Here is a 26169-nt window from a genome sequence, read left to right as displayed (position 1 = left end):
GCGCAATGTCCTCGTTCCGACGAGGCCGTCAGGAGAATGCGATTCCGGGAGCCGCGATGCCGAACACCCGAAGCGGGCCGCAGCCGCGGTCTCGCCGTGCTCCGACGCCACCGGAACCCGAGCCGACCCCCTCCAGAGGCGCGTCATGAGTCCAGCGAAGAAGACCCAGAAGCAGGCCGCGAAGAAGGCGGCGGCGAAGAAGACCGCGAAGCCGGCGTCCGAGAGCGGAGTGAAACCGGCCGCCAAGAAGGCGGTGAAGGCCGCGAAGCCCGAACCGGCCGTCGCCGAGGAGACCGAGGTCCAGCAGTTGCGCACCGAAACCGAGCAGGCCGAGCTGCGCGCCGCCCTGAAGGAGCGGCTCGACGAGCTGATCGACGAGCAGCAGCGTTACACCGACTCGATCGCGCTCGCCCAGCGCGAGCGGCTGAGCGACACCGCCGGGGACGACCAGATCGACTCCGGTTCCAAGACCGTCGAGCACGAGCACGAGGTCGCCGTGGCGGGAGCGATCTCCGAGCGCATCCGCCAGGTCAGCCACGCGCTCGAGCGCCTCGACGAGGGCGGGTACGGATTCTGTGAGAAGTGCGGTAAAGCGATCCCGGCGGCGCGGTTGGCCGCGTTCCCGTCGGCTACCCTCTGCGTCAGTTGCAAACAGCTGGAGGAGCGACGCTGAGCGAGGACACGCACCCCGAGACCGCCGACGGATCGGGCACCGACGAGACCGCCCCTGAGACACCCGACCGGCCCCAGCGCCGGCCCGGCCTCATGATCGCGGCACTGGCGATCGCGGCGTTCGCGGTCGGCCTGGACCAGTGGACCAAGGCCTTGGCCGAGGCGAACCTGGACCCGCGGGAGCCGGTGCGGATCCTCGGGGGACTCGTCTACCTGAGCCTCACCTGGAACTCGGGCGCGGCCTTCAGCCTCGGCGCGGACTACACGTGGATCTTCACGGTCATCGCCTCGGCGGTGGTGGTCTTCCTGATCGTCCTCTCGCGCAGGATCGTCTATCCGGCCTGGTCGATCGCGATCGGGCTGGTGCTCGGCGGCGCGGCCGGGAACCTCATCGACCGGTACTTCCGCGAGCCGGGGTTCGCGCACGGCCACGTCGTGGACTTCATCAGCGTCTTCGCGCCGTACGCGGAGGTCTTCCCGATCTTCAACATCGCCGACTCGGCGCTGTGCTGCGGCGTGGTGCTCATCGTGCTGCTGGAGCTGACGGGCCACGGCTTCTCGCCCGAATCCCGCAAGAGCAGCGCGAAGGAGGTCGCGGCATGAGCGATCTCGCCGCGCGGCAGACCCGCTCGCTGCCGATCCCCGAGGGCTTCGAGGGACAGCGCATCGACCAGGTCGTCTCGCGCCTGCTGGGCCTGTCCCGCACCGTGGCCGCCGAGCTGGTCGCGGCGGGGGAGGTGCTCGTCGACGGCGCCCCGTGCGCCACCAAGTCCGAGCGGGTGACCGCCGGCGCCTGGCTCGAAGTGGTGCTCCCGCCGCCGCCGGAGGACGTGCGCGTCCAGGCCGCCGAGCCGGTCGAGGGCCTCGACGTGGTCTTCGACGACGACGACATCGTGGTGGTGTCCAAGCCCGTGGGCGTGGCCGCGCACCCGAGCCCGGGCTGGTCGGGCCCCACCGTCACCGGCGGGCTCGCCGCCGCCGGGTACCGGGTCTCCAGCCACGGCCCGGACGAGCGCCAGGGCATCGTGCACCGCCTGGACGTGGGCACCTCGGGCCTGATGGTGGTCGCCAAGAGCGAGTCCGCCTATTCGGAGCTCAAGCGCGCCTTCAAGGAGCGCCGGGTCGCGAAGCGGTACCGGGCCGTGGCGCAGGGGCACCCCGACCCGCTGTCGGGGACGGTGGACGCGCCGATCGGGCGGCATCCGCGCCACGACTACAAGTGGGCGGTCGTGGCCGACGGCAAGCCCAGCGTCACCCACTACGACACGATCGAGGTCTTCCCGGGCGCGTCCCTCTTGGACATCGGCCTGGAGACCGGCCGGACCCACCAGATCCGAGTCCACATGGCCGCTCTCGGCCACCCGCTCGCGGGCGACCTGACGTACGGCGCGGACCCTACCCTGGCCGAGCGGCTCGGATTGACCAGGCAGTGGCTGCACGCGTACCGGCTCGAGTTCGCGCACCCGGCGACGGGCCGGCCGGTCACCTTCACGAGTGATTACCCCGAAGACCTCGACACGGCCTTGGCGCGGCTGCGGTCGGACGCTTGAGAAGGCACTAGGCTGGAACTTCCACTAGACTTCGATGCAGCGTCCGCGGCACTGTCGCGGCGGGCGTAACGCACACCTCACCCCCGGGTCGTCTCGGCCCGCGATTCGCAACGGGCCTTGAGGGATCGTTGTGTTCTAATAGTCGCGGGTGGTAATGGATTCCGGTCGGGGTGGCGAAGATCGAGTCGACTCGGGGTGACCGAGTCCGGCTCATGGCTCGCGGAAGTCGCGATGGCGCGAGCCGCAGATTGGTCCGCCCGAGAGGAGGTTGCGCATGAACACGCCCGAAGCTTGGAACAACGACCGATCCGACGGGTCGAGGTGGCAGAAGCTCCTGGGTCGCGGCCGCGGCCGCGCCGGCGGTGCCCAGCAGACCCCGACGCCTCCGCCGCGCGAGTCCTATCCGCCCTCGCCGCCCGTCGGGCCGCCGCCGGGCCAGGCGCACTATTCGGTGCCCACCGCCGGCCGCCGTCCTCCCGTCGCCACGCAGACCCCGCCGAGCCCGGCGCAGCTGCGCGCGCCGGTGCAGCAGGGCCTCCCGCCGCAGCCGCGGCAGCGGCCGCAGTACGCCGAGCCCAGTCCGGTCGCGCTCCAGCGCCTCCGCCGCGACCTGGGCCGCAGCCGCGTCATCGCCTTCATCAACCCGAAAGGCGGCGTCCACAAGACCACCGCCACGGTGCTGTCCGCGGCCGCGATGGGCACCGCCCGCGGCGGCGGCGTGATCGCCTGGGACGACAACGAACTGCGCGGCACCCTCGGCCTGCGGGCCGGGTCGGCCCGCCACGGCCGCACCATCCGCCACCTCGTGGAGCACCTCGACCAGGTCGAGGCCGCCGGCGTCCACCTGCCCGAGCACCTCGACGAGTTCCTGCGCCACTCCTCCGACGGCTCCTTCGACGTGCTCGCCGGCGACGAGGACCCGAAGCTGCAGCGCCGCCTCGACCCGACCACCGTGCTGCGGGTGCTCGACATCCTCACCCGCACGCACAACCTCGTCTGCATCGACACCGGCAACAACGTCGAGTCGCCGAACTGGCGCACCGTGGTCTCCTCGGTCGACCGGCTCGTGGTCACCACGGTGCCGCGCGAGGACGCGGCGTTCTCCGCGGACTGGATGCTCGACCACCTCGAAGAGGGCGGTTACGGCGAGCTCGTCAAGAACGCGGTGACGCTGCTGTCGATGCCGACGCCGAATCCGGGGCCGCTCCTGAACGACCTCCAGCGGCATTTCGCGCAGCGCACCCGCGCCTGCGCGGTCGTCCCGTACGACCCGTCACTGGAGCCGGGAGCGAAGATCGAGTTCTCGGCGCTGCGTCCGGAGACCCGCGCGGCCTGGTTCGAGGCCGCCGCGACGATCGTCGACGGGCTGTAACGAGCGCCGTACGCACCGACCGCCCGTGCACATCCCTATCGGAGGCGTGCACCGCTGTGGCAGGATTCCAGGCGTGACAGACGACGCCGAGCGCACCGTGAACCTCCGTCCGGAGGACGGGGATCACACCGTCGATCTCCGTGCCGACGACGCGGAGGGCACCGTGGACCTCCGCCCGGACGACCGCGCGGACCGGTCCGGCGCGGCCGTGGCGCCGCGCCGGGGCACCACTTACGATTCGCACGTCTCCGGCCGCCGCGGCCGCTCCGAACGGACCGTCGGGCGCGATCTGCTCGCCTCGGGAATCCTCGCCGTGATCCTCACCGCCCTGGGGTTGCCGTTCGCGATGCTCTGGCAGATCGTCACGCCCCGCGTCGAGTACGTGGTCCTCGACGGCGGCTGGGCCTCCGTGGAGACCTATCCCCGCCAGTTCGTCGAGGGCGATCTCATCTTCGCCGCGATCGGCCTGGTCTTCGGCATCGTCGCCGCGGCCCTCGCCTGGGGCGCCATGAGCCGCAGCCGCGGCCCGATCGTCCTCCTCGGCCTGGTCATCGGCTCGATCGCATGCCAGGTCGTGGCCTGGAAGATCGGCGCGCACGAGTGGCAGCAGTTCTGGGACGCCGTGGAGCGCGCCCCCGTGGGCTCGCACATGTGGCGGCCGCCGTCGGTGCTGTTCGTCGAGCTCGACCCCGCCGCCGCGTGGCGCGCCATACAGGTCGGCAACTTCACAGAGGCCCTCGGATTCCTCCAGCTCGGGGCCCTCGCCGTCATGGCGCTCGCCGCGACCTTCACTTACACCGTCTGCGCAGGTTGGTCACGTCGGCCCAGTCTTCGAACGGACGCTCCCGAATAGCGGTATGCCTTTTGAGCTGGACAAGCGGGTGACTACGCTTGGACCGTGCTCAGACGCATCGACCTTTCAGGAGAAGTAGCCGGCTACCAGTCCCGCGCGCTGCGGGAACTGATGCCGCGCGCGGCCTTCGACGTCACCGAAGCCCTGCGCTCGGTCCAACCGCTCATCGACGACATCGCCCATCGCGGGACCGCCGCGGTCGTGGAGATCGTCGAGCGCTTCGACGGCGTGCGCCTGGAGCACCTGCGCGTACCCGACGCCGCGATCAAGACCGCCGTCGACGAACTCGACCCGGACCTGCGCCGCGCCTACCGGACCGCGATCGACCGGGTGCGCCTCGCTCACGAGGCCCAGCGCCTCCCCGAGGTCGTCACCGAGGTCGCCCCCGGCGGCACCGTCACCGAGCGGTACCTGCCCGTGGGCCGCGTCGGCCTGTACGCGCCCGGCGGTCTCGCCGTGCTCGCCTCCTCCGTGATCATGAACGCCGTCCCGGCCCAGATCGCCGGCGTCGGCTCGATCGCGCTCGCCTCCCCGGCGCAGAAGACCAACGGCGGCCTGCCCGACCAGGGCATCCTCGCGGTCGCCGGGCTGCTCGGCATCGACGAGGTGTACGCCGTCGGCGGCCCCGCCGCCATCGGCATGTTCACCTACGGGACCGAGGAGTGCGAGCCCGTGGACATGATCACGGGCCCGGGGAACATCTACGTCACCGCCGCCAAGCGGGCCGTGCGCGGCCTCGTCGGCATCGACGCCGAGGCGGGGACCACCGAGATCGCCGTCATCGCCGACGCGACCGCCGACCCGGCCCACGTCGCGGTCGACCTCATCAGCCAGGCCGAGCACGACCCGGCCGCCGCCTCGGTGCTCATCACCGACTCGCCCGAGCTGGCCGACGCCGTCGACGCCGAGCTCGAGCGCCGTGCGCCCGAGACGCGGCACGCCGAGCGCATCCTGACCGCCCTGGCGGGGGAGCAGTCCGGAACGATCCTCGTCTCCGGGATCGACGAGGCCGTCGTCGTCGCGGACGCCTACGCTGCCGAGCACCTGGAGATCCAGACCGCGAACGCCCGCGAGGTGGCCCTGCGCATCCGCAACGCGGGGGCGATCTTCGTCGGCGCGTACTCGCCGGTCTCCCTCGGCGACTACTGCGCCGGGTCCAACCACGTCCTCCCGACCGGCGGGTGCGCCCGCCACTCGGCCGGGCTCAGCGTGCACACGTTCCTTCGCGGCGTCCACATCATCGACTACTCGCGCGAGGCCCTCGAAGTCGTCGCGGCGGACGTCGTCGCGTTCGCGAACTCCGAGGACCTCCCTTCCCACGGCGAAGCCGTCGCGGCCCGATTCGAGGCGAAATGAGCACCGAGTCCACTCGCGGCCGGGAGAGCGAGATCGAGTCCCTGCTCCGCGACGACCTTCGCGGCCAGTCGCCTTACGGGGCACCGCAACTCGACGTCCCGGTCCAGCTGAACACCAACGAGAACGCCTACGCGATCCCCGAGGACGTGGCCGCCGTCGTGGCCGAGTTCATCGGGCGAGAGCTGCGTGGCCTCAACCGCTACCCCGACCGCGACGCCGTGGCGCTGCGAACGGATCTGGCGTCGTATCTGGGCCACGGCCTCACCGCCGACCACGTGTGGGCCGCCAACGGCTCCAACGAGATCCTGCAGCAGCTGCTCCAGGCCTTCGGCGGACCGGGCCGCACCGTGCTGGGCTTCATGCCCTCGTACTCGATGCACCCGCTGCTCGCCCGCGGCACCGGCACCGCGTTCGTGGACGCCGGGCGCGAGGCCGACTACACGCTCAGCCCCGCCTACGTGCGCGAGGCCGTCGTCGAGCACGACCCCGACCTGGTCTTCCTGGTCTCGCCGAACAACCCGACCGGGACCGCGCTCGACGCCGACGTCATCGACGCCGCCTACGAGGCCGCCCGCGGCATCGTGATCGTCGACGAGGCCTACGCCGAGTTCGCCCGCGACCCGCGCTCGACCGCCCTGAACCGCCTGGAGGGCCGACGGCGCCTCGTGGTCACCCGCACCATGAGCAAGGCCTTCGCGTTCGCCGGCGCCCGCGTCGGCTACCTCGCCGCCGACCCCGAACTGGTCGAGAAGCTGCTCCTGGTCCGCCTGCCGTACCACCTCTCGAGCATCACCCAGGCCGCCGCCCGCGGCGCGCTCGCCTGCGCGCCGCAGCTCCAGGCCGAGGTGGACGAACTCAAGCACCAGCGCGACCGCATCGTGAAGAACCTGCGCGCCAAGGGACTGCCCGTCGCCGACTCCGACGCGAACTTCGTGCTCGTCGGCGGCCTGCGCGACGCGGCGGCCGTATGGCGCGCGATCCTCGACCAGGGCGTCCTCATCCGCGACGTCGGCCTCCCCGGCCGGCTGCGGATCACCGCCGGGACCGAGGAGGAGACCACCGCGGTCCTCGACGCGTTCGACACCGCGATGGAGCAACGACCCGAACTGTTCGACAGCGCCACCGAACTGCAACAGGAGCAACAACCGTGAGCCGCACCGCGCACATCGTCCGCACCACCGGCGAGACCAGCGTCGACGTCTACGTCGACCTCGACGGCGCCGAGAAGGTCGTCGACATCGCCACCGGCGTCGGCTTCTACGACCACATGCTCCACCAGCTCGGCAAGCACGGCGGCTTCGACCTCAAGATCGCCGTCAAGGGCGACCTGCACATCGACGCCCACCACACCATGGAGGACACCGCGATCGCCCTGGGCCAGGCCTTCGCCGAGGCCATGGGGGACAAGGCCGGCATCGTCCGCTTCGCGGACGCCTCCGTGCCGCTCGACGAGGTGCTCGCGCGCGCCGTCGTGGACCTCTCGGGCCGCCCGTACATGGTCCACGAGGAGCCGATGGACATCGCGCCGATGATCAACACCGACTACCCGACCTCGATGACCCGCCACATCCTCGAGTCCTTCGCGTACCACGCGCGGATCTGCCTGCACGTCACCGTGCTCCGCGCCGCGAACCCGGGCCAGAAGCCCGACGCGCACCACGTGATCGAGGCCCAGTTCAAGGCCCTCGCCCGGGCGCTGAAGTACGCCACCCGCGTCGACGGCACCGACATCCCCTCGACCAAGGGCGTGCTGTGAGCTACGCCGGGCCGATCCTGCTCATGGCGGTCGCCGGGATCCTCCTCGGCGGCTCCCTGAGCCTGCGCAAGAGCGAGAAGTACGCCGCCTCGATCGCCGTCGCGGTGGTGGCGCTCGCCGCCTTCCTCGGCGGCGTCTACATGATCTACGGGTAGGAGACCGTCGTGACCCAGGCCCACGCCCGTCGCCCCGCCCAGCGGAGCTCCCGCCGACCTACGGTGGCCCTGTTCGACTACGGCTCGGGGAACCTCCGCTCCGCCTTCCGCGCCCTGCAGCGCGCCGGCGGCGACGTGACGCTCACCGGCGACCTCGACGCCGCCCGCCGCGCCGACGGCCTCGTCGTGCCCGGCGTGGGCGCCTACGCCGCCTGCATGGAGGGCGTCCTCGAGCACGGCCTCGACACCGTGATCCGCGAACGCGCCGCCGCCGAGGCGCCCGTGCTCGGCATCTGCGTCGGCGAGCAGGTGCTCTTCGAAGAGGGCATCGAGCACGGCGTGCGCACGCGCGGCGTCGGCGTCTTCGAAGGCCGCGTGGAACTCCTCGCGGCCCAGCGCATCCCGCACATGGGCTGGAACACCGTCGAGGCCGCCGAGGGGATGCGCCTGTTCGCGGGCGTCGACCCCGCCGAGCGCTTCTACTTCGTGCACTCCTACGCCGCCAAGACCGTGCCGCCGGGCGCGCTGGCCGCGATCTGCTCCCACGACGAGCCGTTCGTCGCCGCCGTGGAACGCGGCTCCGTGGCCGCGACCCAGTTCCACCCCGAGAAGTCCGGCGACGCCGGGTACGCGCTGCTGTCCAACTGGATCAAGGGATTGAAATGAGCCGACTCCAACTTCTGCCCGCCGTCGACGTCACCGGCGGCAAGGCCGTCCAACTCGTCCAGGGCGTCGCGGGCTCCGGCAAGCAGTACGGGGACCCGCTCGAAGCGGCCCTCGAATGGCAGCGCCAGGGCGCCGAATGGCTGCACCTCGTGGACCTCGACGCGGCCTTCGGGCGCGGCACCAACCACGAGCTGCTCGCCGAGGTCGTGTCCAAGGTCGACATGCAGGTGGAGGTCTCCGGCGGCATCCGCGACGACGAGACCCTCAAGCGGGCCTTGGACTCCGGGGCCCGCCGCGTCAACATCGGCACCGCCGCGCTCGAGCACCCCGAGTGGTGCGACCGCGTCTGCGGCGAATACGGCGACCGCGTCGCCATCGGCCTCGACGTCAAGGGCGGGCGCCTCGCCGCACGCGGCTGGACCCGCGAGGGCGGGGAGCTCTTCGAGACCCTCGAGCGCCTGGAGCGCGCGGGATGCGAGCGGTACGTCGTGACCGACGTGAACAGCGACGGGATGCTCTCGGGCCCGAACCTCGACCTGCTGCGTTCGGTCTGCGAGGCCACCGACAAGCCCGTGATCGCCTCGGGCGGGGTGTCCTCGCTTGCAGACCTCCGCGCGCTGGCGGGCCTGACGGGGATGGGCGTGGAAGGCGCGATCGTGGGAACCGCGCTGTACGAGCGTAACTTCACGGTCGCTGAGGCGTTGAACCTGTTGCAGGGACTGTAACCACGGGGAGGCGCGCATGGCGTTGGTCGAACGGGTACCGGAGACCGGGCCATGGGCGCAGCTCTACGGCTACTCGCGCGCCGTCGCGGTGGGGCCGCTGGTCGTGACCAGCGCCTGCACGGCCGACGTGGAGGCGCGGCCGCATCTGGCGGGCGACGCCGCCGGTCAGGCGCGCGAGGCCTTCCGGACCGCGCTGGACGCGATGGTCCACGCCGGAGCCGGAGTCTCGGACGTGGTGCGCTCCCGCCTCTATGTCACCGACCCGGTCCACGCCGACCCGGTGGGCCGCGTCCACGGCGAGTTCTTCGGCGTCGTCAAGCCGACCGCCACGGTCGTCATCGTGAACGGCCTGTTCCACCCCGGCCAGATGGTGGCCGTGGAGTTGGAGGCCTTCCGCGCCTGGCGGGACTGACGGCCCGCAGGCATCCGCCGATGCCCTGCGGCACCGCGCGCGAAGCCGACGCAGCGTCGGCTTCGCCGATCGACGGCTCGGGGCTCCCGAACACGGCCCTGCCGGGCCCCGGCCCCGAGGTCGCGCTCCCGGAGGCACAAGACCGCGCGGAAGGCGCTTGCGATCCTGTGCGCCTGAACGATCGTTCAGTAGTATGGGGCGTGAGTCGGACCGTGGCTTCCACCGAGCAGTCATGGCACTGCTTGCGAGCCGTAAACCAGCCGAGCCAAAAGTGAGGTGTCACCGTGGACGCTGAGTCGATCGCCCAAGGACGTGAGCGTTGGGCCAAGCGCTACGCGTCGGCCGCCAAACGCGAAGCCGACTTCACGACGCTCTCGGGACTGGAGACCGAACCGGTCTACGGTCCGCCCGAAGGCGTCGCCGACCCCCGCATGGACCGCATCGGCTGGCCCGGCGAGTACCCCTTCACCCGCGGGCTCTACCCGACCGGCTACCGCGGCCGGGCCTGGACCATCCGCCAGTTCTCCGGCTTCGGCAACGCCGAGCAGACCAACGCCCGCTACAAGATGCTCCTCGGCGCGGGCGGCGGCGGCCTCTCCGTCGCCTTCGACATGCCCACCCTCATGGGCCGTGACTCCGACGAGCCCGCCGCGCTCGGCGAGGTCGGCCACTGCGGCGTCGCCATCGACTCCACGGCCGACATGGACCGCCTCTTCGACGGCATCGACCTCGGCGCCGTCACCACGTCGATGACCATCTCCGGTCCCGCGGTGCCCATCTTCTGCATGTACCTCGCCGCGGCCGAACGCCAGGGCGTCGACATCGGCAAGCTCGACGGCACGCTCCAGACGGACATCCACAAGGAGTACATCGCCCAGAAGGAGTGGCTGTTCCCGCCCGAGCCGCACTTGCGCCTCATCGGCGACCTCATGGCCTACTGCGCCGAGCACCTCCCGCGCTACAAGCCGCTCTCGGTCTCCGGCTACCACATCCGTGAGGCCGGGTCCACCGCCGCGCAGGAACTCGCGTTCACCCTCGCCGACGGCTTCTCCTATGTGGAGCTCGGTCTCTCGCGCGGGCTCGACGTCGACCGCTTCGCGCCCGGCCTCTCGTTCTTCTTCGACGCGCACCTCGACTTCTTCGAGGAGATCGCCAAGTTCCGCGCCGCCCGCCGGATCTGGGCCAAGTGGATGCGCGACGTCTACGGCGCCCAGACCGACCGCGCCCAGTGGCTCCGCTTCCACACCCAGACCGCCGGCGTCTCCCTCACCGCGCAGCAGCCCTACAACAACGTCGTGCGCACCGCCGTCGAAGCGCTCGCCGCGATCCTCGGCGGCACGAACTCCTTGCACACCAACGCACTCGACGAGACCCTCGCCCTCCCGACCGACCAGGCCGCCGAGATCGCCCTGCGCACCCAGGCGGTGCTGCGCGACGAGACCGGCGTCGTCAACGTCGCCGACCCGCTCGGCGGCTCCTGGTACGTCGAGGCCCTCACCGACCGCGTCGAGGCCGAGGCCGAACAGCTCTTCCTCCAGATCCTCGCCCTCGGCGGCGAGTCGGGGGACGACCCCGCCGCCGTCGCGCGCGAGGTGATGAGCGCCGAGGCCGCCGGCGAGCGCCGCCACGAGATCGGCCCCGTCACCTCCGGCATCCTCCGCGGCATCGAGGAGGGCTGGTTCAACGCCGAGATCGCCGAGGCCGCCTTCACCTACCAGCGGCAGCTGGAGGACGGCACCAAGCACATCGTCGGCGTCACCGAGCTCCACGACACCGTCACGCCCGAACTGGAGATCCTCCGCATCTCCGGCGACATCGAGCAGGGGCAGCGGGCCGTGCTCGCCGAACGGCGCTCGACCCGCGACAACGCCGCCGTCGAGCGCGCGCTGGCCGACATCCGCGACGCTTCGCGGGGCACCGCGAACCTCGTGGAGCCGATCCTGGCGGCGGCGCGCGCCGAGGCGACGCTGGGGGAGATCTGCGGCACCCTGCGCGAGGAGTGGGGCGAGTACCGCGAGACGACCGGCATCTGATCGTTGGCCTTGCGCCCCAACGATGTTGCAGATAACAGTGACGGGCGGCACAGCTGGAGGTTTAGGTATGGCCTCGAATGGGCATCCTCATGACCTGTTATAACAACATATCGGGGTATGTGTCCCGCAAAGTTACGATGTCCCCTTTGCCTCCCGGAATTTACCTCTTCATTCTTGCCCGCAGCCCGCAAACAGTCCTACAATGAGAAGCGTCAGGCTCCGAAAGGGGCAACATGCTTCAACCGATGTCCACTAGGGCAGGAGGGCGATCGCATGGCAGACAAAAGATCAGAAGGCAAGCGCCAAGGTTCGGACGAATACGGCCACTTGGCCCCGCTGTTCCGCGAGATGGCCTCGTACGACGAGGGCGATCCGCGACGAGCGGAGATCCGAGAACGACTGGTCACCGGGCACCTCCCGCTGGCCGAGCACATCGCGCAGCGATTCGCCGGCAAGGGCATCGCCAAGGACGACCTCGTGCAGGTCGCTTCGGTGGGCCTCATCCACGCGGTCGACCGCTTCGACCCCGACCAGGGGGCGGAGTTCCTCTCCTATGCGGTTCCGACGGTCATGGGCGAAGTGCGCCGGCACTTCCGCGACACGAGCTGGCCGATGCGCGTGCCGCGTCGCCTCCAAGAACTGCGCATCTCGCTGAACCAGGCAGGCGGCGAGCTCTCGCAGCGGCTGGGTCGGCCGCCGACCGACGAGGAGATGGCCGAGCACCTCGGCATCACCGTCGAGGAGGTGCAGGAGGGCTACGAGGCCCGGCAGGCCTACCGTGCGGTCTCCCTCGACGAGCCGCCGTTCGCGGACGAGGAGCGCACGACGCTCGCCGAGTCCGTGGGCGAGGAGGACGCCGCGCTCGAACTCGTGGAGAACCACGAGTCGCTGGTGCCGCTCATTCAGGAGCTGCCGCAGCGGGAGCGCAAGATTCTGGCGCTGCGGTACTACGGCGACATGACGCAGACGCAGATCGCCGAGGAAGTGGGCATCTCCCAGATGCACGTCTCCCGGCTCCTCCACCGCACCTTGGAGGACCTGCGGGACGGACTGGAACAGTCATCCGTCTGATGAGGACCGATTGCCCGGTGCCGATCCTCCGCTGACGCCGTTCACGCGGCCCGCGGGGAACCGGCGGAGCACATTGACGACACATACGGAGCACCACGCCGGAGCGGCGGGCCGAAGGGCCCGCCGCTCCGGTTCGCGTATCAGACTTCGCGATGGCTCAGAGTGTCGCGGATCTTGTCGATGAAGCCCACGCCGGGGCCGAGGATGAGGTTCCCCGGCGGCGTGTCGGGGGCGTGCGGGTGGGGCCGGGTCGGCGCGAACTCCTTGGCCACCGCGACCTTGTGCCCGAGCTCTTGGAGTTCCTTGCGGTCACAGGCCGCCTTGAGCCGCGGCAGCAGATCGCCCTCCTCCTCGGAGATGTGGTGGCGGATGTCGTCCATGAGCTGCTTGAGGAGCGGCTCGAACTGCGGGTCGTCGGGGCCGAGCCCTTCGAGCCGCTTCATGACCTCTTCGGCCTCGGCGTGCTCCTGGAGCTCGTGGTCGACGATGTCGTCGCCGTCGGGCAGGCGCGACCTCGCCGCGGGGTACATGAACTGCTCCTCGGCCACGGAGTGGCGGACCAGCTCGGCGATCACGTGGTCGACGAGGTCCTTGCGGGCCCGGGGATCTCCGGTGCGCTCTTCCAGTTCCACGAAGGCCGCCTCGACTTCGCGGTGGTCCTTGAGGATCACTTCGATCAGGTCGGTGTTCTGCTCGGCAGCCGCCATCGGTCCTCCAGATGTGATCGGCTCGGTGCGGTCGGTGGGGCGTACCCGGGGTAGTGCTGGGCAAACGCGGGTACTCGTCTCTCCACGTGAGACCGAGGAGGACCGACATGACGACGCGGACCACGGGCGCCCAGCGCTTCGTGCCGCCGGCGGGCGGCCTGGAACGACTGCGGGAGGCCGCCTCGGACTGCGAGGGCTGCCCCCTGTTCCAGGCCGCCGAGCGGACCGTGTTCGGGGCGGGCGACGAGCGGTCCCGGGTCGTCGTCGTGGGGGAGCAGCCCGGCTCGGTCGAGGACCACGAGGGCAGGCCGTACGCCGACGAGGCGGGGGAGCTGCTCGACGGCGCGCTCGAACAGGCCGGGATCGACCCCGCCCAGGTGTACCGGACCTATGCGGTCAAGCATTACAAGTTCGTGCGGGTCGGGACCACGACGCACGGTGCGTCGGTCGGGCGTCGGGTGCGGCTCAAGCCCTCCCGCGGCGAGCGGGAGGCCTGCCGGCCGTGGCTGCTCGCCGAGTTGAACACGATCGACCCGGAACTCGTGATCTGCCTGGGCGGGACGGCGGCGCACTCGCTGCTCGGGGCCGAGTTCCAGGTGAGCGCCCACCGCGGCGTGGTCCACCTCCTGGCCGCGCCCGAGCTGCGCCGGAACCTGCGGGTCATGGTGACCATGCGGCCGGAATCGGTGGCGCGGCTGCGCGAATCCGACCGCAGGGACGCGTTCGCGGAGTTCCTCGTGGACCTGCGCCACGCCGCCGAGATGCTGCGGCACGGCACGGCCGCGTGAAGCGGTCCTCCACGAGCAGGCGTCCATCGGGGAGCGGTCGGCCAGGCGGTGCGCACGAAGACAGCGCCGCCGCGGCGATGCCGCGACGGCGCTCCACCCCCCGGTGGTCTTCGGGCCCTGGGGCCGATGTCAGGACTTGATCGAGTCCACGACGTCCCCGGTGACCGACTGCGGCATCCGGAGCGAGACGTCCCTGATCGAGATGATGCCGACGAGCCTGCCCTCGTCGATGACGGGCACCCGGTTGATCTGGTGCTCCTTCATCTTGGCGATGACGTTCTCGGCGTCCTCGTTCGCGTCCGCGAGGATCAGGTGGCCTTGAGGGAGCCGGTCGACGGTGAACGTCTCCGGGTCCTGGCCGGTGGCCATGACCTCGAGCACGAGGTCCCTGTCGGTGACCATGCCCTTGATCTTGTTGTCCTCGGCGCCGCAGATCGGCAGCGCGCCGACGTCCAGCTCGGCCATGAGCCGCGCCGCGTTCCCGGCGGTGTCGTTGCTCTGCACGCAGGTCACGCCCGGGTGCATCAGATCGCGTGCGGTCGCCATGCTGTTCCTCTCCTTCATCGCGTCACTGCTCCTTCATCGCGCCGTCCCCATGAGTATCGTTCGGGTACCCAGCGTTCGCAGGGATTACGCCACTTCTCACGGGACCAGGCGCTGCGCGGCCCGAATGATCGCGGCCGCGTCGATGCCGGCGTTGGCGAGCTGCTCCTTCGTCCCGGCGGAGCCGGGCATGCCGCGGACGGCGAGCTTCGTGTACCGCATGTCGGGGACCTGCCCGGCGACGGCTTCGAGGACGGCGTCGCCGAGCCCGCCGACGGGCCAGTGGTCCTCGACGGTGAGCAGGCGGCCGGTGTCGGCGGCGGCCTGGCGGATCGTCGCGGCGTCGAGCGGCTTGACCGAGTAGGCGTCGATGACGCGCACCGGGATGCCCTCGTCCGCGAGGCGCTCGGCGGCGGTCAGGCTCTCCGAGACGGTGATCCCGGCGGCGACGATCGTGACCTTGTCGTGCGGCGAGCTGACGAGCGTGCGGCTGCCGCCCACGGGGAACTGCTCGTCGGACCGGTAGATCACCGGCGTCTCGGCGCGCGTCGTCCGCAGGTAGCTGATGCCCGGCAGCTCGGCCATGGTGGCCGTCAGCTGCGCGCACTGGTTGGCGTCGCACGGGTACAGCACCACGCTGCGCCACAGCAGGCGCATCATGGCGAGGTCTTCGAGGCCCATCTGGCTCGGCCCGTCCTGGCCGATCGAGACGCCCGCGTGCGAGCCCACGACGCGCAGGTCCGCGCCGCTGATGGCGGCCATGCGCAGGAAGTCCTGCGCTCGGGTGAGGAACGCGGCGAACGTGGAGGCGTAGGGGATCCACCCCTGCGTCTGCAGCCCCACGGCCGTGCCGATCATCTGCTGCTCGGCGATGTAGCACTCGAAGAAGCGGTTCGGGAAGGCCTTCGCGAACTCGGCCGTCCGGGTGGAGTCGGCGACCTCGCCGTCGACGACCACCACGTTCGGGTTGGCCTCGCCGAGCGCTTCCAGGGCCGCGCCGAAGCCGTCCCTGGTGGCCGCGCTGGTGCCGACCGGGAACGACGGCAGGGTGACGGGCTGCGCGGGGCGCGCCGGCAGCGGCTCGCTCGACCGCGGTCCCTTGACCTGGACGCGGGCGTCGCGGACGCCCCCCAGCTCGACGACGGCCTTCTCGGCCTCGTCGAGCGGCTTGCCGTGCAGGCCCTCCTTGTCCTCGGCGGCGGCGACGCCCTTGCCCTTCTTGGTGCGCGCCAGGATCGCGGTCGGCCGGGAGTTCTCGGCCTCGGCCTGGGCGTACGCCCGGTCGATCTGAGCCGGGTCGTGGCCGTCGATCTCGATGACCTGCCAGCCGAAGGAGCCGATCTGGGCGGCGTACTTGGTGGTGTCCCATCCGTAGCGGGTGGGCCCGGTCTGGCCGAGCCGGTTGACGTCGATGATCGCGCACAGGTTCCCGAGGCCGAAGTCGTCGGCGGCCGCGAAGGCCTCCCACACGGAGCCCTCGGCGATCTCGCCGTCCCCGCACAGTACCCACACCCGGGCGGGCGAGCCGGTGAGGCGGGCCCCGAGCGCCATGCCGACGCCGATCGGGAGCCCCTGCCCGAGGGAGCCCGTGGCGACGTCGACCCACGGCAGTCGCGGCGTGGGGTGCCCTTCCAGGTCCGAACCGAGCCGGCGGTAGGTGAGCAGATGCTCCTCGTCGATGACGCCCGCCGCGTGCAGCATCGCGTACAGCAGCGGCGAGGCGTGTCCCTTGGAGAACACGAGCCGGTCGTTCCCCGGCAGGTGCGGGTGCTCGAAGTCGTAGTGCAGGTGTCCGGCCAGCAGTGCGGCCATGAGGTCGGCGGCGGACATGGACGAGGTGGGGTGCCCCGAGCCGGCCCGGGCCGACGCCCGCACCGCGTCCACCCGCAACTGCTGCCCGAGTTCGGCGATCTCGCTGGTGCGTGCCTCGATGACGCTCACGGCTCCTCCTGCTGGGGTTCACGGGTTCAGGCTCCTGAATGCGTGGGCTACCCCCGGGCAGGGGCGCGAAACCGGGTGTCGCGGCGGTCCTGAGGGGTATCCCTCCGCTGCGGGTCCGAGTGGCTCGCGGCGCGCCGTCTCGCCCGATTGGATGCCCATACGCGGGCGCGGCGGTGCGCTTCTACTCCGGCGAACCACGGGAGGGAACGATGAAGGAGCAACCGAGATCCACCACCGGCCACCATTGGTGGGAACCCGAGCGCCGCCGCACCACCGCCGTCCAGCAGGGCGCGACCGCGGCGGGATGGCTCTTCCTCCTCCTCGGCGTGATGGGCTTCATCCCGCTGTTCACCCCGGGCTTCTCGGGGATCAGCTTCGCGGGGAACGACACGACCGCCGAGCTCTTCGGGGTCTTCGAAGTCTCGGTCCTCACCAACCTCCTCCACCTCGTCTACGGCGTGACCGGTCTGATCATGGGCTGGATGGTGGGCGCCTCGGTGCGGTACCTGATCACCGGCGGGGTGTTCTTCGCCCTCCTGGGCCTGTACGGCCTCATCGTCCCGGACTCCTCCACCGCGGACTTCCTGCCCTCGAACTGGCCGATCGCACTGCTGCACCTGGGCTTGGGCATCCTGGTGCTCCTGCTCGGCCTGTTGATGCCGCGCACGCTCCCCAAGGAGAGCGAGGCCCGCGGCGAAGGCGACTTCGGCGAGACGAACCGAGGCGCGGCGCGCTGAGGGGAGACGTGGAACGGCGCTCCGGGACGGATTCTCCGGAGCGCCGTTCTCGTGTGTTTCCCGCCGACTCGACGCGGTAGCCCTCTACTACCGACCGCGCCGCACCGGAGGAATTCCCTCGCAAGCCTCGCTTGCCGAAAGTGGCTACCCGGAGGCCGCGGAAGTATGCGTGCCTGTTGCACGGGAAGTGCTGTGCCGGTTGGCATCCCCGTGCGGGGCGGCGCCGAGCAGCGGCTGCCGGGCCGGCTCGGGACGGAACGCCAGGCCGAAGTGGTCCAACGTCGCCGGGGCCGGCCTGCCGGTGTACAGCGGGCTCGGCGAGGTCAGGCGCCACTCGCGTTCGCGCAGCAGCCGCGCGAGCGCGCCGGTGGCGCAGAAGAGCGCCAGGTTCCGGCCGGGGCAGCGCGCGGGCCCGCCGCTGAACGGGACGAGCGAGGGGTCCTCCCGCGCCGTGCCATCGAGCCAGATGTCCGGGGCGAACCGGTCGGCGTACGGGCGCGCCGGGTCCCGGTGGAACAGCGGCGTGTAGACGACGAACGAGGTGCCCGCGGGGAGGCGTGTCGCGCCCCAGCGGGTCTCGGCGGTGCTGTCGCGCAGGATCAGCGGCGTGGTCGGCCAGAGCCGGAGCGACTCGAGCACGCAGGCGCGCAGGAACGGCAGCTCGGCCGGCTCGGCGGGGTCCTCGGCGGCCAGCTCGTTCAGCGCCGCCAGCCGGTGTCCGGGGTGGACGGCGAGGACCGCGAGGGTGCGCGCGACGGCGATCCCGGCCGCGTCGAACGCGAACAGCCAGTGCGCCACCTGGTCTTCGGGATGCACCGCGCCGTTCGACGCCTCGTCGCGGATGGCCTCGGCCAGGGTGCCCGGCCCGGCCTCCGCGAGGGCCCGGCGCAGCCGCGCCGCGAAGGCCGCACGCGCGCGGGTCCTCGGGCGGCCGAGATACGCCCAGTTGCCGCTGCGGCGCAGCGAGTCGAGGGCGGCGATCAGCTCCCGGTCCTCGCGAGCGGGCTCGCCGAACACGAGCAGCCGCACGGTCCGCTGCCACGCCTGATCGAACCGGCGCCAGTCGAGTTCGCGCCGCCGGTCCACGGTCTCGGTGAGCCGGTCGACCTCCTCGTTCAGCACCGGCAGCAGTGCCGGGGCGAGGTGGTGCAAGGGCCGGTGCTGTTCGAGCACGGCCTCGTTCCAGTTGCGGCGCGCGGCCCGCTCGGGCCCGCGCGAGATGAGCACCCCGTGCGGCTGGAACTTGCCCAACGCGGCGTGCTTCTCCACGCTGTCGGGCGTGAACGGCTCGGGCGATTCCCGCAGCAGCCGTCCCACGTCTCCGGGCGCGAGCACCACGGCCACCGAGCGCTTGGGGACGCGCAGCCGCAGCGGCCCGGGGCCGTGCCGCTCCCGCAGGCGCGTGAGCAGCCTGATGGCCGCCCGATCGGCCTGGAAGCGCTCGGCCAGCGCCATCGGCACGCGGCGTCGCTTGACCGCCCCGCCCGCGAACGCGGGCAGGATCGCCCGCAGTCCGATCTGGATCGTCTCGTGCCTGCTCGCGACCGGTGCGGCGTCTTCCATGGGTCCCCTCCCTCGGCTCGCGACCGGGTACCCGCCGTCTGCCACCGGAAACGGCCGCCGCGCCCGTACGCGAGGTTTCCGCCGAGCCGGGCGGGGAACCCGATCCCCATCGGACCTGGCCGAAAACGGACACCGTGGAGGTGAGGGGCCATGCCACAGCAGCACTGGACTGACAAGGAAGAACGCCAATACCGGCACATCCGAGATCAGGCGAAGGAGCGCGGCACCGAGGAGGACCGAGCCGAGGAGATCGCCGCTCGCACCGTCAACAAGGAACGCGCCCGCAAGGGCGAGACCAAGACGGCGAGCCGCACTTCGACGAAGGACATGTCGTCCTCGAAGCGAGGCGGCAAGCGGTCCCACTCCGGCCCCAAAGGCCGCACCAAAGACCAGCTTTACGAGGAAGCCCGCCGAAAGAACATCGAAGGCCGTTCCAAGATGAACAAGGCCGAGCTCGAGCGCGCCCTGAAGCGGCGCTCTTGAGCCCGGTGGAGAGAGGTGAGGACATGGAGGTTCGACACGACCCCGAGGCCCGGGCGATGCGCGAGGCCGAACGCGAGCACCGCGGCGAATGGGCCGATGCCGACCACGACACACGAGAATGGTCCGATCGGGGCCGTAAGCGCGGCTGGACCGGCGGCCGCGGCCGCCACGACTGGGACGACCAGGACCGCTCCGTCGGCGCGATCGTCGGCGACCTGACGTCGCAGGTGGCGCACCTGGCCCGCGTGGAAGCCCAGCTGGCCGCCCGCGAGGTCGCGGACAAGGCCAAGAAGGGCGCCGCGGGCGGCGGCATGTTCGCCGTCGCCGGCGTGATGGCGGTCTACGGCGGGGCCGCGTTCGCGGGGGCGGCGCTCCTGGCGCTGGCGCTCATGATGCCGGCGTGGGCTTCGGCCCTCATCGTCGGTGCCGCGCTGTTCATCATCGCGGGCATCATGGCGCTGATCGGCCGGTCGATGCTGCGTCGAGCCATGCCGCCGGTCCCCGAGGAGACGATGGAACACGCCCGGGACGACGCCCGGGCCCTGCAAGGGAGGATGGACCGATGACCAGTGGCTGGACGGTCCCGCCGCCGATGGCGGCTCCGCCGGGCGCCGGATTCGCGCCCTCTCCCCCGATGGCGCCGGATTACCGGACTCGGGAGGAGGAGAACCTCGTTCGCCAGCACGACTGGGCGATCGAGGACGCGGAGGCGGACCAGCGCAAGTCCACGGACGACCTCCGCCAGGACGCCGAGCGGACCCGTGAGCGGGTCAACGCCTCGGTGATCCAGCTGCGCGAGCGCCTGGGGATCGACCCGGACGCCGCGCACGCGCACGGCCCCTTCGCCCCGGTGCGCCGCCACCCGTTCACGGTCGCGGTCGCGACGGTGGGCGCGGCGACGGCGGCGATCGTGGGGATGGGCATCGCCCGCGGGCACCGCCAGTCCACGAAGGACGCCGCCCGGCAGGCCGCGATGGACGCCATCAAGGCGAGCGAGCGCCGCCGCAGAGCGACGGCCAAGGCCGCCGCGAAGCGCCGCAAGGCCATGCGGAAGGCCGCCCACCGCCGCTGGGGCGAGGTGAAGGACCTCCTCGGCTCCGCCTCTTCGGCCGTGGGCGGGAGACGCAAGAAGGGCGTGCGTCGCTTCATGCACCGCTGAGGCGACGCGGCGAGGGCGGACCGGCGGGCCATGGCCCGCCGGTCCGCCCCTGTCCGGATCGGCCTCTGCTTGAAGGTGAACGGAGGGTCCCGGCGAATCGGACATCGCCGGCCCCCGGTCGCAACCCCGACACAGGGGTGCGACAGTCTTCGGACGCCGGACGCCGGACGCCGGACGCCGGACGCCGGACGCCGGACGCCGGACGCCGGACGCCGGACGCCGGACGCCGGACGCCGCACGCCGCACGACTTCGCGCCGCAGCCGACACGGGCTGCGGCGCGAACGCGCGGGACGCTCAGTCCGGCATGGTCTCGCCGCCGAGGGCGGCGATGACCTCGCCGGTGATGTACGACGACATCCGGTTCGCGGCCAGGAACACGAACGAGGGCGCCAGTTCGTCCGGCTCGGCCGGGCGGCCCATCGGCACCTGCTCGCCGAAGCCCTCGACATGGTCCTCCGGGAGCGTCGACGGGATCAGCGGCGTCCACACCGGACCCGGGGCGACGCAGTTGACGCGGATGCCGCGCGGCGCGAGCGCCTGCGCCATCGAGTACGTCCAGGCGATGATCGCGCCCTTGGTCGCCGAGTAGTCGATGAGGGTCTTGTTGCCCCGCAGGCCGTTCACCGACGCGCAGTTGACGATCGCACTGCCCTCGCCCATGTGCGGGAGCGCGGCGTTGGTCACCCGGTGGAAGCTGTGCATGTTGATGTTGAACGTGTGCTCCCACTGCTCGTCGCTGATGTCCTCGGGCCGCTCGGCCGGCTTCTGATAGGCGATGTTGTTCACCAGCACGTCGAGCCCGCCGAGGCCCTTGACCGTCTGGTCCACGACCTCTCGGCAGTGCTCGCGGTTCCCGAGGTCGCCCGGCAGCAGGACGCACTGGCGGCGCTCGGCCTCGACCAGTTCGGCGGTGCGCTCGGCGTCCTCCTGCTCCTCCAGGTAGGCGATGGCGACGTCGGCGCCCTCCTTCGCGAACGCGACGGCGACCGCCCGGCCGATCCCGGAGTCGCCGCCCGTGATGAGCGCCCGGCGGTCCTTGAGGAGGCCGCGACCCTCGTAACCCTCCATGGAGTCCTTGGGCTCCGGAGTCATCGCCTCGGTGTAGCCCGGTCGTTCCTGCTGCTGTCCCGGCTTGCCCATTGGCTCGTCCTTCCTGCTCCACCCGGCCGCCCTTCGGCCGGGCCCGACCGCCGGATACCCCGGCCGGCTTCCCGTGTAACCGCCGTCCTCGCGGACGGCCGCCCGGGGTGAGGCCACTGGTCCGCGGCCCGGAGAGTCGCTTCCGTCACACTGGGTCCCTTCACCAAGGCGCGGAGGCGGTCGCAACGGGGCGTCATGTCCGGAATATTCCGGCGAACGCCTGACCGCAGGTGGTGCCGGACCTGCGAATGCGTTAGGTTGTGGGGGATCCACCAGTGTGCCTACGGCCGTTCCGCGCGGGTGGACCACGCGTATGTGAACGGTCACTTCTGTTGAACGAGCATCCCCTAGGAGGCCGCTATGACTGGCAGCGACAACGATGCCGTTGCGATCGGGATCGACTTCGGCACCCTCTCCGGACGGGTCGTCGTCGCTTCCGTAGCCGACGGGCGCGAGCTGGCCAGCGCCGAGCACGTGTACGCCCACGGCGCCATCGAGGAGACCCTCCCCGGCTCCGGCGTCCGCCTGCCGCGCAGCTGGGCGCTCCAGTCGCCCCAGGACTGGGTCGACGTGCTCCGCAACGCCGTCCCCGCCGCGCTGGCGGCATCCGGCGTGAGCCCGGACCAGGTGGTCGGCGTGGCCACCGACTTCACCGCGTGCACGATCCTCCCGACCACCGCCGACGGCACCCCGCTGTGCGAGCTCGACGACCTCGCCGAGCGCCCCCACGCGTGGCCGAAGCTGTGGAAGCACCACGCCGCCCAGGGCCAGGCCGACCGCATCAACGCGGTCGCGGCCGAGCGCGGCGAGACGTGGCTGCCGCGCTACGGCGGCAAGATCTCCTCGGAGTGGGCCTACGCCAAGGGCCTGCAGGTCCTCGAGGAGGACCCGGAGGTCTACGCCCGCGCCGACCGCTGGATCGAAGCCGCCGACTGGATCGTGTGGCAGCTGTGCGGCCAGGAGACGCGCAACGTCTGCACCGCCGGCTACAAGGGCATCGTCCAGGACGGCAAGCGCCCCTCGCGCGAGTACCTGGCCGCGCTCAACCCCGAGTTCGCCGACTTCAACGCCAAGATGGAGCACCCGCTGTCGGGCCTGGGGGACAAGGCCGGCGAGATCACCGAGCAGGCCGCCGCCTGGACGGGCCTGAACGTCGGCACCGTCGTCGCCGTCGGCAACGTCGACGCGCACGTCACGGCCGCCTCCGGCAAGGCCGTCGGCCCTGGCAAGCTCGTCGCCATCATGGGCACGAGCACCTGCCACGTCGTCAACGGTGAGCACCTGACCGAGGCCCCCGGCATGTGCGGCGTGGTCCGCGACGGGATCACCCCGGGCCTGTGGGGCTACGAGGCCGGGCAGTCCGGCGTGGGCGACATCTTCGCGTGGTTCACCAAGAACGGCGTCCCCGGCTCCTACGCCGAGGAGGCCGACAAGCGCGGCGTCTCGATCCACCAGTACCTGACCGAGCTCGCCGCCGAGCAGCCGGTCGGCGCGCACGGCCTGGTCGCGCTCGACTGGCACTCGGGCAACCGCTCGGTCCTGGTCGACCACGACCTGCACGGTGTCATCCTCGGCCTGGGCCTCCAGACCAAGCCGGAGGAGATCTACCGCGCGCTGGTGGAGGCCACGGCCTTCGGCACCCGCATGATCGTCGAGACGCTCACGAAGTCGGGCGTCCCGATCGAGGAGTTCGTCGCCGCCGGCGGCCTGCTGAAGAACCGGTGGCTCATGCAGACCTACGCGGACGTGCTGCGCATGCCGATCACCGTGCTCACCTCCGAGCAGGGCCCGGCCCTCGGCTCGGCCATCCACGCCGCCGTCGCCGCCGGGGTCTACCCGGACATCTACGCGGCCTCGGAGGCCATGGGCAAGATCGAACGCAACGCCTACGTCCCCGACCAGGCCCGCGCCGACGCCTACGACGAGCTGTACGCCGTCTACGAGGAAGTGCACGACCACTTCGGCCGCGGCGGCTCCAAGGCCCTGCACACCCTGCACCGGATCGCCACGGAGGCCGCCAAGTGAGGCTCCCGTCCGTTCCGACCCGCCCGCTTCCCCGAACAGGAGCAACCGCATGACCTTCCGAACGACTCCCGCCGTCGAGGAGATGAAGGAGCGGGTCTGCTCGCTCCACGCCGAGCTCCTGCGCTGGGGCCTGGTCACCTGGACCAGCGGGAACGTCTCAGGCCGCGTCCCGGGCACCGACCTCATCGTCATCAAGCCCAGCGGCGTCTCCTACGACGACCTCACGCCCGATCTGATGGTCGTCACCGACCTCGAAGGCGAGGTCCTCGCCGGCGACCTGGCGCCCTCTTCGGACGCCGAGAGCCACAACGAGGTCTACCAGCGGATGCCCGAGGTCGGCGGCGTGGTCCACACGCACAGCCCCTACGCGACCGCTTGGGCCGCGCGCGCCGAGCCGATCCCGTGCGTCCTCACGGCGATGGCCGACGAGTTCGGCGGCGAGATCCCGTTGGGCCCGTTCGCGCTCATCGGGTCCGACGCCATCGGCAAGGGCATCGTGGAGACCCTCGCGGGGCACCGCTCCCCGGCGGTGATCATGCAGAACCACGGCGTGTTCACGATCGGCAAGGACCCGAAGGCCGCCGTCAAGGCCGCGGTGATGGCCGAGGACGTGGCGCGCACCGTCCACATCTCCCGCCAGCTCGGCGAGCCGGTGCCGATCCCTCAAGCGGACATCGACAAGCTCTACGACCGCTACCAGAACGTCTACGGCCAGCAGCCGTCCCCCAAGGAGCAGTAAGCAATGGAAACCAAGGAACTGTGGTTCGTCACCGGCAGCCAGCACCTCTACGGCCCCGAGGCGATCGACCAGGTCGCCCGGAACTCGGCCGAGATCGTCGCCGGGCTCGACGGCGCCGCCTCGATCCCGGTGACGGTGGTCGCCAAGCCGGTGCTCACCACGCCGGACGAGATCAAGCGGGTGATGCTGGAGGCCAACGCCGCTGACGAGTGCATCGGCGTGATCGCCTGGATGCACACGTTCTCGCCCTCGAAGATGTGGATCGCCGGGCTCGGGGTGCTGCAGAAGCCGCTGCTGCACCTGCACACCCAGCACAACCGCGACCTGCCGTGGGCCGACATCGACATGGACTTCATGAACCTGAACCAGGCCGCCCACGGCGACCGCGAGTTCGGCTACATGCTCACGCGGATGCGCCACCGCCGCAAGACCATCGTGGGCCACTGGGCCGACGAGAAGGTCCAGCGGCGCGTCGGCGCCTGGTCGCGCGCCGCCTTGGGCTGGAACGAGGTCCAGAACCTCAAGCTGGTCCGCTTCGGCGACAACATGCGCCATGTCGGCGTGACCGAGGGCGACAAGGTCGAGGCGCAGATCCGCCTCGGTGTCGAGGTGAACACGTACGGGATCAACGAGCTCGCCGAGCGCGTCGCCGAGATCGAGGACAAGGCCGTCGACGGCCTGGTCGCCGAGTACGAGGACGCCTACGACGTCGTGCCCGAGCTGCGCGCCGGCGGTGAGCGGCACGAGTCGCTGCGCGACGCCGCCCGCATCGAGCTGGGCCTGCGGTCCATTCTGGAGGAGCACGGCGCGAAGGCGTTCACGGACACCTTCGAGGACCTGGGCGCGCTCAAGCAGCTCCCGGGCATCGCGGTGCAGCGCCTCATGGCCGACGGCTACGGCTTCGGCGGCGAGGGCGACTGGAAGACCTCGGTCCTGGTGCGGCTCATGAAGGTCATGGCCCAAGGCCTTCCGGGCGGCACGTCCTTCATGGAGGACTACACCTACAACCTGGGGGCGGAGTCCCCGCAGATCCTCGGCGCGCACATGCTCGAGGTGTGCCCGACGATCGCGTCGGAGAAGCCCAAGTGCGAGATCCACCCGCTGGGGATCGGCGGCAAGGAGGACCCGGTGCGCCTGGTCTTCACCGCCCCGCCCGGCCCGGCGATCACCGTGGGCCTGATGGACCTCGGGACGCGCCTGCGCCTGGTGGCCAACGAGGTCGACACGGTCGAGCCCGAGCAGGACCTGCCGAACCTGCCGGTGGCGCGCGCCGTGTGGGAGCCCCGCCCGGACCTCCAGACCTCGGCCGAGGCCTGGCTGACCGCGGGCGGCCCGCACCACACCGCGTTCACGCAGGCCTTCGGTCGCGAGGTCATGGAGGACTTCGCCGAGATCGCCGGCATCGAACTGGTGACCATCGGCGAAGGCACCACCGCGAACGAGTTCAAGCAGCAGCTCCGCTGGAACCAGGTCTACCACCACCTCGAGGGCGGCATCTAGCGGGCACCGCAAGGCGACACGGGCGGGGAGGGGCGAAGAGGCTCCTCCCCGCCCGCCGTCGCGCGCCCCAGGGGCATGGGGTCGGGCAGGCGAGTCCGCTGCCCGCGCCTCCCCGAGGCTTCGGCGGAGGGACCCCCTGGACGCCCGCGCGCCGGCCTCCGCCGCCTCGCTCGGCACCTGGGTCGGGCGAAGCCCCGACTTCGCCGGGGCCCTTCCGATCCC

The 26169-nt window shown here is 71.3% G+C and carries 27 protein-coding genes; 22 read left to right on the top strand and 5 right to left on the bottom strand.

What is annotated here, in order from left to right:
• Nucleotides 1–145: 145 nt before the first annotated feature.
• From K3N28_RS03125 to K3N28_RS03060, 14 genes are all read left to right on the top strand, one after another.
• A complete protein-coding gene (locus K3N28_RS03125) occupies nt 146–673 on the top strand; it encodes a TraR/DksA C4-type zinc finger protein (RefSeq protein ID WP_228091011.1) in 528 nt (175 codons plus the stop codon).
• The gene (lspA, locus tag K3N28_RS03120; RefSeq protein WP_304608674.1) at nt 646–1275 is read left to right on the top strand and encodes a signal peptidase II; all 630 of its coding nucleotides are present in this window, start codon (nt 646–648) and stop codon (nt 1273–1275) included. The genes K3N28_RS03125 and lspA overlap by 28 nt, the downstream gene beginning before the upstream one ends.
• Complete coding sequence (locus K3N28_RS03115; RefSeq protein WP_228091010.1) at nt 1272–2222, top strand: RluA family pseudouridine synthase; 951 nt, start codon at nt 1272–1274, stop codon at nt 2220–2222. Before lspA ends, K3N28_RS03115 begins: the two co-directional genes overlap by 4 nt.
• A gap of 274 nt (nt 2223–2496) precedes the next feature.
• Nucleotides 2497–3594: a chromosome partitioning ATPase gene (locus tag K3N28_RS03110; protein WP_228091009.1), complete on the top strand. Its 1098-nt coding sequence runs from the start codon at nt 2497–2499 to the stop codon at nt 3592–3594.
• A gap of 73 nt (nt 3595–3667) precedes the next feature.
• Nucleotides 3668–4447, top strand: coding sequence for a DUF2567 domain-containing protein (locus tag K3N28_RS03105; RefSeq protein ID WP_228091008.1), 780 nt, complete (start codon nt 3668–3670; stop codon nt 4445–4447).
• A gap of 45 nt (nt 4448–4492) precedes the next feature.
• Nucleotides 4493–5803, top strand: coding sequence for a histidinol dehydrogenase (hisD, locus tag K3N28_RS03100; RefSeq protein ID WP_228091007.1), 1311 nt, complete (start codon nt 4493–4495; stop codon nt 5801–5803).
• A complete protein-coding gene (locus tag K3N28_RS03095; protein ID WP_228091006.1) occupies nt 5800–6954 on the top strand; it encodes a histidinol-phosphate transaminase in 1155 nt (384 codons plus the stop codon). Before hisD ends, K3N28_RS03095 begins: the two co-directional genes overlap by 4 nt.
• Complete coding sequence (gene hisB, locus K3N28_RS03090) at nt 6951–7559, top strand: imidazoleglycerol-phosphate dehydratase HisB (protein WP_228091005.1); 609 nt, start codon at nt 6951–6953, stop codon at nt 7557–7559. Before K3N28_RS03095 ends, hisB begins: the two co-directional genes overlap by 4 nt.
• Nucleotides 7556–7714: a hypothetical protein gene (locus tag K3N28_RS03085; RefSeq protein WP_228091004.1), complete on the top strand. Its 159-nt coding sequence runs from the start codon at nt 7556–7558 to the stop codon at nt 7712–7714. The genes hisB and K3N28_RS03085 overlap by 4 nt, the downstream gene beginning before the upstream one ends.
• 9 nt (nt 7715–7723) lie before the next feature.
• On the top strand, nt 7724–8380 hold the full coding sequence (gene hisH / locus K3N28_RS03080) for an imidazole glycerol phosphate synthase subunit HisH (RefSeq protein WP_228091003.1): 657 nt from the start codon (nt 7724–7726) through the stop codon (nt 8378–8380).
• Nucleotides 8377–9105, top strand: coding sequence for a bifunctional 1-(5-phosphoribosyl)-5-((5-phosphoribosylamino)methylideneamino)imidazole-4-carboxamide isomerase/phosphoribosylanthranilate isomerase PriA (gene priA / locus K3N28_RS03075; RefSeq protein ID WP_228091002.1), 729 nt, complete (start codon nt 8377–8379; stop codon nt 9103–9105). The genes hisH and priA overlap by 4 nt, the downstream gene beginning before the upstream one ends.
• A gap of 16 nt (nt 9106–9121) precedes the next feature.
• The gene (locus tag K3N28_RS03070; RefSeq protein ID WP_228091001.1) at nt 9122–9517 is read left to right on the top strand and encodes a Rid family hydrolase; all 396 of its coding nucleotides are present in this window, start codon (nt 9122–9124) and stop codon (nt 9515–9517) included.
• 284 nt (nt 9518–9801) lie between these two features.
• Entirely contained in the window at nt 9802–11550 is a 1749-nt protein-coding gene (locus K3N28_RS03065; RefSeq protein ID WP_228091000.1) for a methylmalonyl-CoA mutase, read from the top strand.
• 273 nt (nt 11551–11823) lie between these two features.
• Nucleotides 11824–12621, top strand: coding sequence for a SigB/SigF/SigG family RNA polymerase sigma factor (locus tag K3N28_RS03060; protein ID WP_228090999.1), 798 nt, complete (start codon nt 11824–11826; stop codon nt 12619–12621).
• Between the two features lie 140 nt (nt 12622–12761).
• Here K3N28_RS03060 and K3N28_RS03055 read toward each other — a convergent pair whose 3' ends face one another.
• Nucleotides 12762–13328 (bottom strand): hemerythrin domain-containing protein, encoded by a 567-nt coding sequence (locus tag K3N28_RS03055; RefSeq protein WP_228090998.1) that lies wholly within the window; start codon nt 13326–13328, stop codon nt 12762–12764.
• Nucleotides 13329–13435: 107 nt separating this feature from the next.
• On the opposite strand from K3N28_RS03055, the gene K3N28_RS03050 reads away from it, so the two are divergent.
• On the top strand, nt 13436–14116 hold the full coding sequence (locus K3N28_RS03050) for a uracil-DNA glycosylase family protein (protein WP_228090997.1): 681 nt from the start codon (nt 13436–13438) through the stop codon (nt 14114–14116).
• Between the two features lie 129 nt (nt 14117–14245).
• Here K3N28_RS03050 and K3N28_RS03045 read toward each other — a convergent pair whose 3' ends face one another.
• Nucleotides 14246–14662, bottom strand: coding sequence for a CBS domain-containing protein (locus K3N28_RS03045; RefSeq protein ID WP_228090996.1), 417 nt, complete (start codon nt 14660–14662; stop codon nt 14246–14248).
• A 96-nt stretch (nt 14663–14758) separates the two neighbouring features.
• Nucleotides 14759–16600, bottom strand: a complete 1842-nt coding sequence (locus K3N28_RS03040; RefSeq protein ID WP_228090995.1) for a transketolase — start codon at nt 16598–16600, stop codon at nt 14759–14761.
• Between the two features lie 209 nt (nt 16601–16809).
• Between K3N28_RS03040 and K3N28_RS03035 the strand changes: the two genes are divergently transcribed.
• Nucleotides 16810–17337 carry a DUF4383 domain-containing protein gene (locus tag K3N28_RS03035; protein WP_228090994.1) on the top strand — a complete coding sequence of 176 codons (528 nt, stop codon included), beginning with the start codon at nt 16810–16812 and terminating at the stop codon, nt 17335–17337.
• Between the two features lie 144 nt (nt 17338–17481).
• Here K3N28_RS03035 and K3N28_RS03030 read toward each other — a convergent pair whose 3' ends face one another.
• On the bottom strand, nt 17482–18900 hold the full coding sequence (locus K3N28_RS03030; protein WP_228090993.1) for a cytochrome P450: 1419 nt from the start codon (nt 18898–18900) through the stop codon (nt 17482–17484).
• A 150-nt stretch (nt 18901–19050) separates the two neighbouring features.
• Here K3N28_RS03030 and K3N28_RS03025 point away from each other — a divergent pair, with 150 nt between their 5' ends.
• Genes K3N28_RS03025 through K3N28_RS03015 form a run of 3 tightly spaced genes read left to right on the top strand, consistent with a single transcriptional unit; the run spans nt 19051 to nt 20542 of the window.
• Nucleotides 19051–19383 carry a plasmid stabilization protein gene (locus K3N28_RS03025; protein ID WP_228090992.1) on the top strand — a complete coding sequence of 111 codons (333 nt, stop codon included), beginning with the start codon at nt 19051–19053 and terminating at the stop codon, nt 19381–19383.
• Nucleotides 19384–19406: 23 nt separating this feature from the next.
• On the top strand, nt 19407–19949 hold the full coding sequence (locus K3N28_RS03020; RefSeq protein ID WP_228090991.1) for a phage holin family protein: 543 nt from the start codon (nt 19407–19409) through the stop codon (nt 19947–19949).
• On the top strand, nt 19946–20542 hold the full coding sequence (locus tag K3N28_RS03015) for a hypothetical protein (protein WP_228090990.1): 597 nt from the start codon (nt 19946–19948) through the stop codon (nt 20540–20542). The genes K3N28_RS03020 and K3N28_RS03015 overlap by 4 nt, the downstream gene beginning before the upstream one ends.
• Nucleotides 20543–20837: 295 nt before the next feature.
• Here the strand turns inward: K3N28_RS03015 and K3N28_RS03010 are convergent, their stop codons facing one another.
• The gene (locus tag K3N28_RS03010) at nt 20838–21683 is read right to left on the bottom strand and encodes an SDR family oxidoreductase (RefSeq protein ID WP_228090989.1); all 846 of its coding nucleotides are present in this window, start codon (nt 21681–21683) and stop codon (nt 20838–20840) included.
• A 360-nt stretch (nt 21684–22043) separates the two neighbouring features.
• Between K3N28_RS03010 and araB the strand changes: the two genes are divergently transcribed.
• The 3 genes from araB to araA are packed head-to-tail and all read left to right on the top strand — an operon-like array spanning nt 22044 to nt 25947.
• Nucleotides 22044–23708 (top strand): ribulokinase, encoded by a 1665-nt coding sequence (gene araB, locus K3N28_RS03005; RefSeq protein ID WP_228090988.1) that lies wholly within the window; start codon nt 22044–22046, stop codon nt 23706–23708.
• Nucleotides 23709–23757: 49 nt separating this feature from the next.
• Nucleotides 23758–24447, top strand: coding sequence for an L-ribulose-5-phosphate 4-epimerase (locus K3N28_RS03000; protein ID WP_228090987.1), 690 nt, complete (start codon nt 23758–23760; stop codon nt 24445–24447).
• Nucleotides 24448–24450: 3 nt separating this feature from the next.
• Nucleotides 24451–25947, top strand: a complete 1497-nt coding sequence (gene araA, locus K3N28_RS02995; RefSeq protein WP_228090986.1) for an L-arabinose isomerase — start codon at nt 24451–24453, stop codon at nt 25945–25947.
• Nucleotides 25948–26169: the final 222 nt, after the last annotated feature.

The organism is Glycomyces sp. TRM65418, from assembly GCF_019710475.1.
GTDB lineage: Bacteria > Actinomycetota > Actinomycetes > Mycobacteriales > Micromonosporaceae > Glycomyces.
The sequence above is the reverse complement of the archived record's forward strand: the minus strand, read 5'-3'. Positions and strand labels throughout refer to the sequence as shown.

Bases quoted from the DNA above. Each gene is read 5' to 3' on its own strand.
- K3N28_RS03045 (WP_228090996.1), bottom strand. From the start codon at position 14,662: ATGGCGACCGCACGCGATCTGATGCACCCGGGCGTGACCTGCGTGCAG.
- K3N28_RS03095 (WP_228091006.1), top strand. From the start codon at position 5,800: ATGAGCACCGAGTCCACTCGCGGCCGGGAGAGCGAGATCGAGTCCCTG.
- araB (WP_228090988.1), top strand. From the start codon at position 22,044: ATGACTGGCAGCGACAACGATGCCGTTGCGATCGGGATCGACTTCGGC.
- priA (WP_228091002.1), top strand. From the start codon at position 8,377: ATGAGCCGACTCCAACTTCTGCCCGCCGTCGACGTCACCGGCGGCAAG.
- K3N28_RS03060 (WP_228090999.1), top strand. From the start codon at position 11,824: ATGGCAGACAAAAGATCAGAAGGCAAGCGCCAAGGTTCGGACGAATAC.
- K3N28_RS03000 (WP_228090987.1), top strand. From the start codon at position 23,758: ATGACCTTCCGAACGACTCCCGCCGTCGAGGAGATGAAGGAGCGGGTC.
- K3N28_RS03110 (WP_228091009.1), top strand. From the start codon at position 2,497: ATGAACACGCCCGAAGCTTGGAACAACGACCGATCCGACGGGTCGAGG.
- K3N28_RS03030 (WP_228090993.1), bottom strand. From the start codon at position 18,900: ATGGAAGACGCCGCACCGGTCGCGAGCAGGCACGAGACGATCCAGATC.
- K3N28_RS03010 (WP_228090989.1), bottom strand. From the start codon at position 21,683: ATGGGCAAGCCGGGACAGCAGCAGGAACGACCGGGCTACACCGAGGCG.
- K3N28_RS03055 (WP_228090998.1), bottom strand. From the start codon at position 13,328: ATGGCGGCTGCCGAGCAGAACACCGACCTGATCGAAGTGATCCTCAAG.
- K3N28_RS03115 (WP_228091010.1), top strand. From the start codon at position 1,272: ATGAGCGATCTCGCCGCGCGGCAGACCCGCTCGCTGCCGATCCCCGAG.
- K3N28_RS03035 (WP_228090994.1), top strand. From the start codon at position 16,810: ATGAAGGAGCAACCGAGATCCACCACCGGCCACCATTGGTGGGAACCC.
- K3N28_RS03020 (WP_228090991.1), top strand. From the start codon at position 19,407: ATGGAGGTTCGACACGACCCCGAGGCCCGGGCGATGCGCGAGGCCGAA.
- araA (WP_228090986.1), top strand. From the start codon at position 24,451: ATGGAAACCAAGGAACTGTGGTTCGTCACCGGCAGCCAGCACCTCTAC.
- K3N28_RS03070 (WP_228091001.1), top strand. From the start codon at position 9,122: ATGGCGTTGGTCGAACGGGTACCGGAGACCGGGCCATGGGCGCAGCTC.
- K3N28_RS03125 (WP_228091011.1), top strand. From the start codon at position 146: ATGAGTCCAGCGAAGAAGACCCAGAAGCAGGCCGCGAAGAAGGCGGCG.
- K3N28_RS03050 (WP_228090997.1), top strand. From the start codon at position 13,436: ATGACGACGCGGACCACGGGCGCCCAGCGCTTCGTGCCGCCGGCGGGC.
- K3N28_RS03025 (WP_228090992.1), top strand. From the start codon at position 19,051: ATGCCACAGCAGCACTGGACTGACAAGGAAGAACGCCAATACCGGCAC.
- K3N28_RS03015 (WP_228090990.1), top strand. From the start codon at position 19,946: ATGACCAGTGGCTGGACGGTCCCGCCGCCGATGGCGGCTCCGCCGGGC.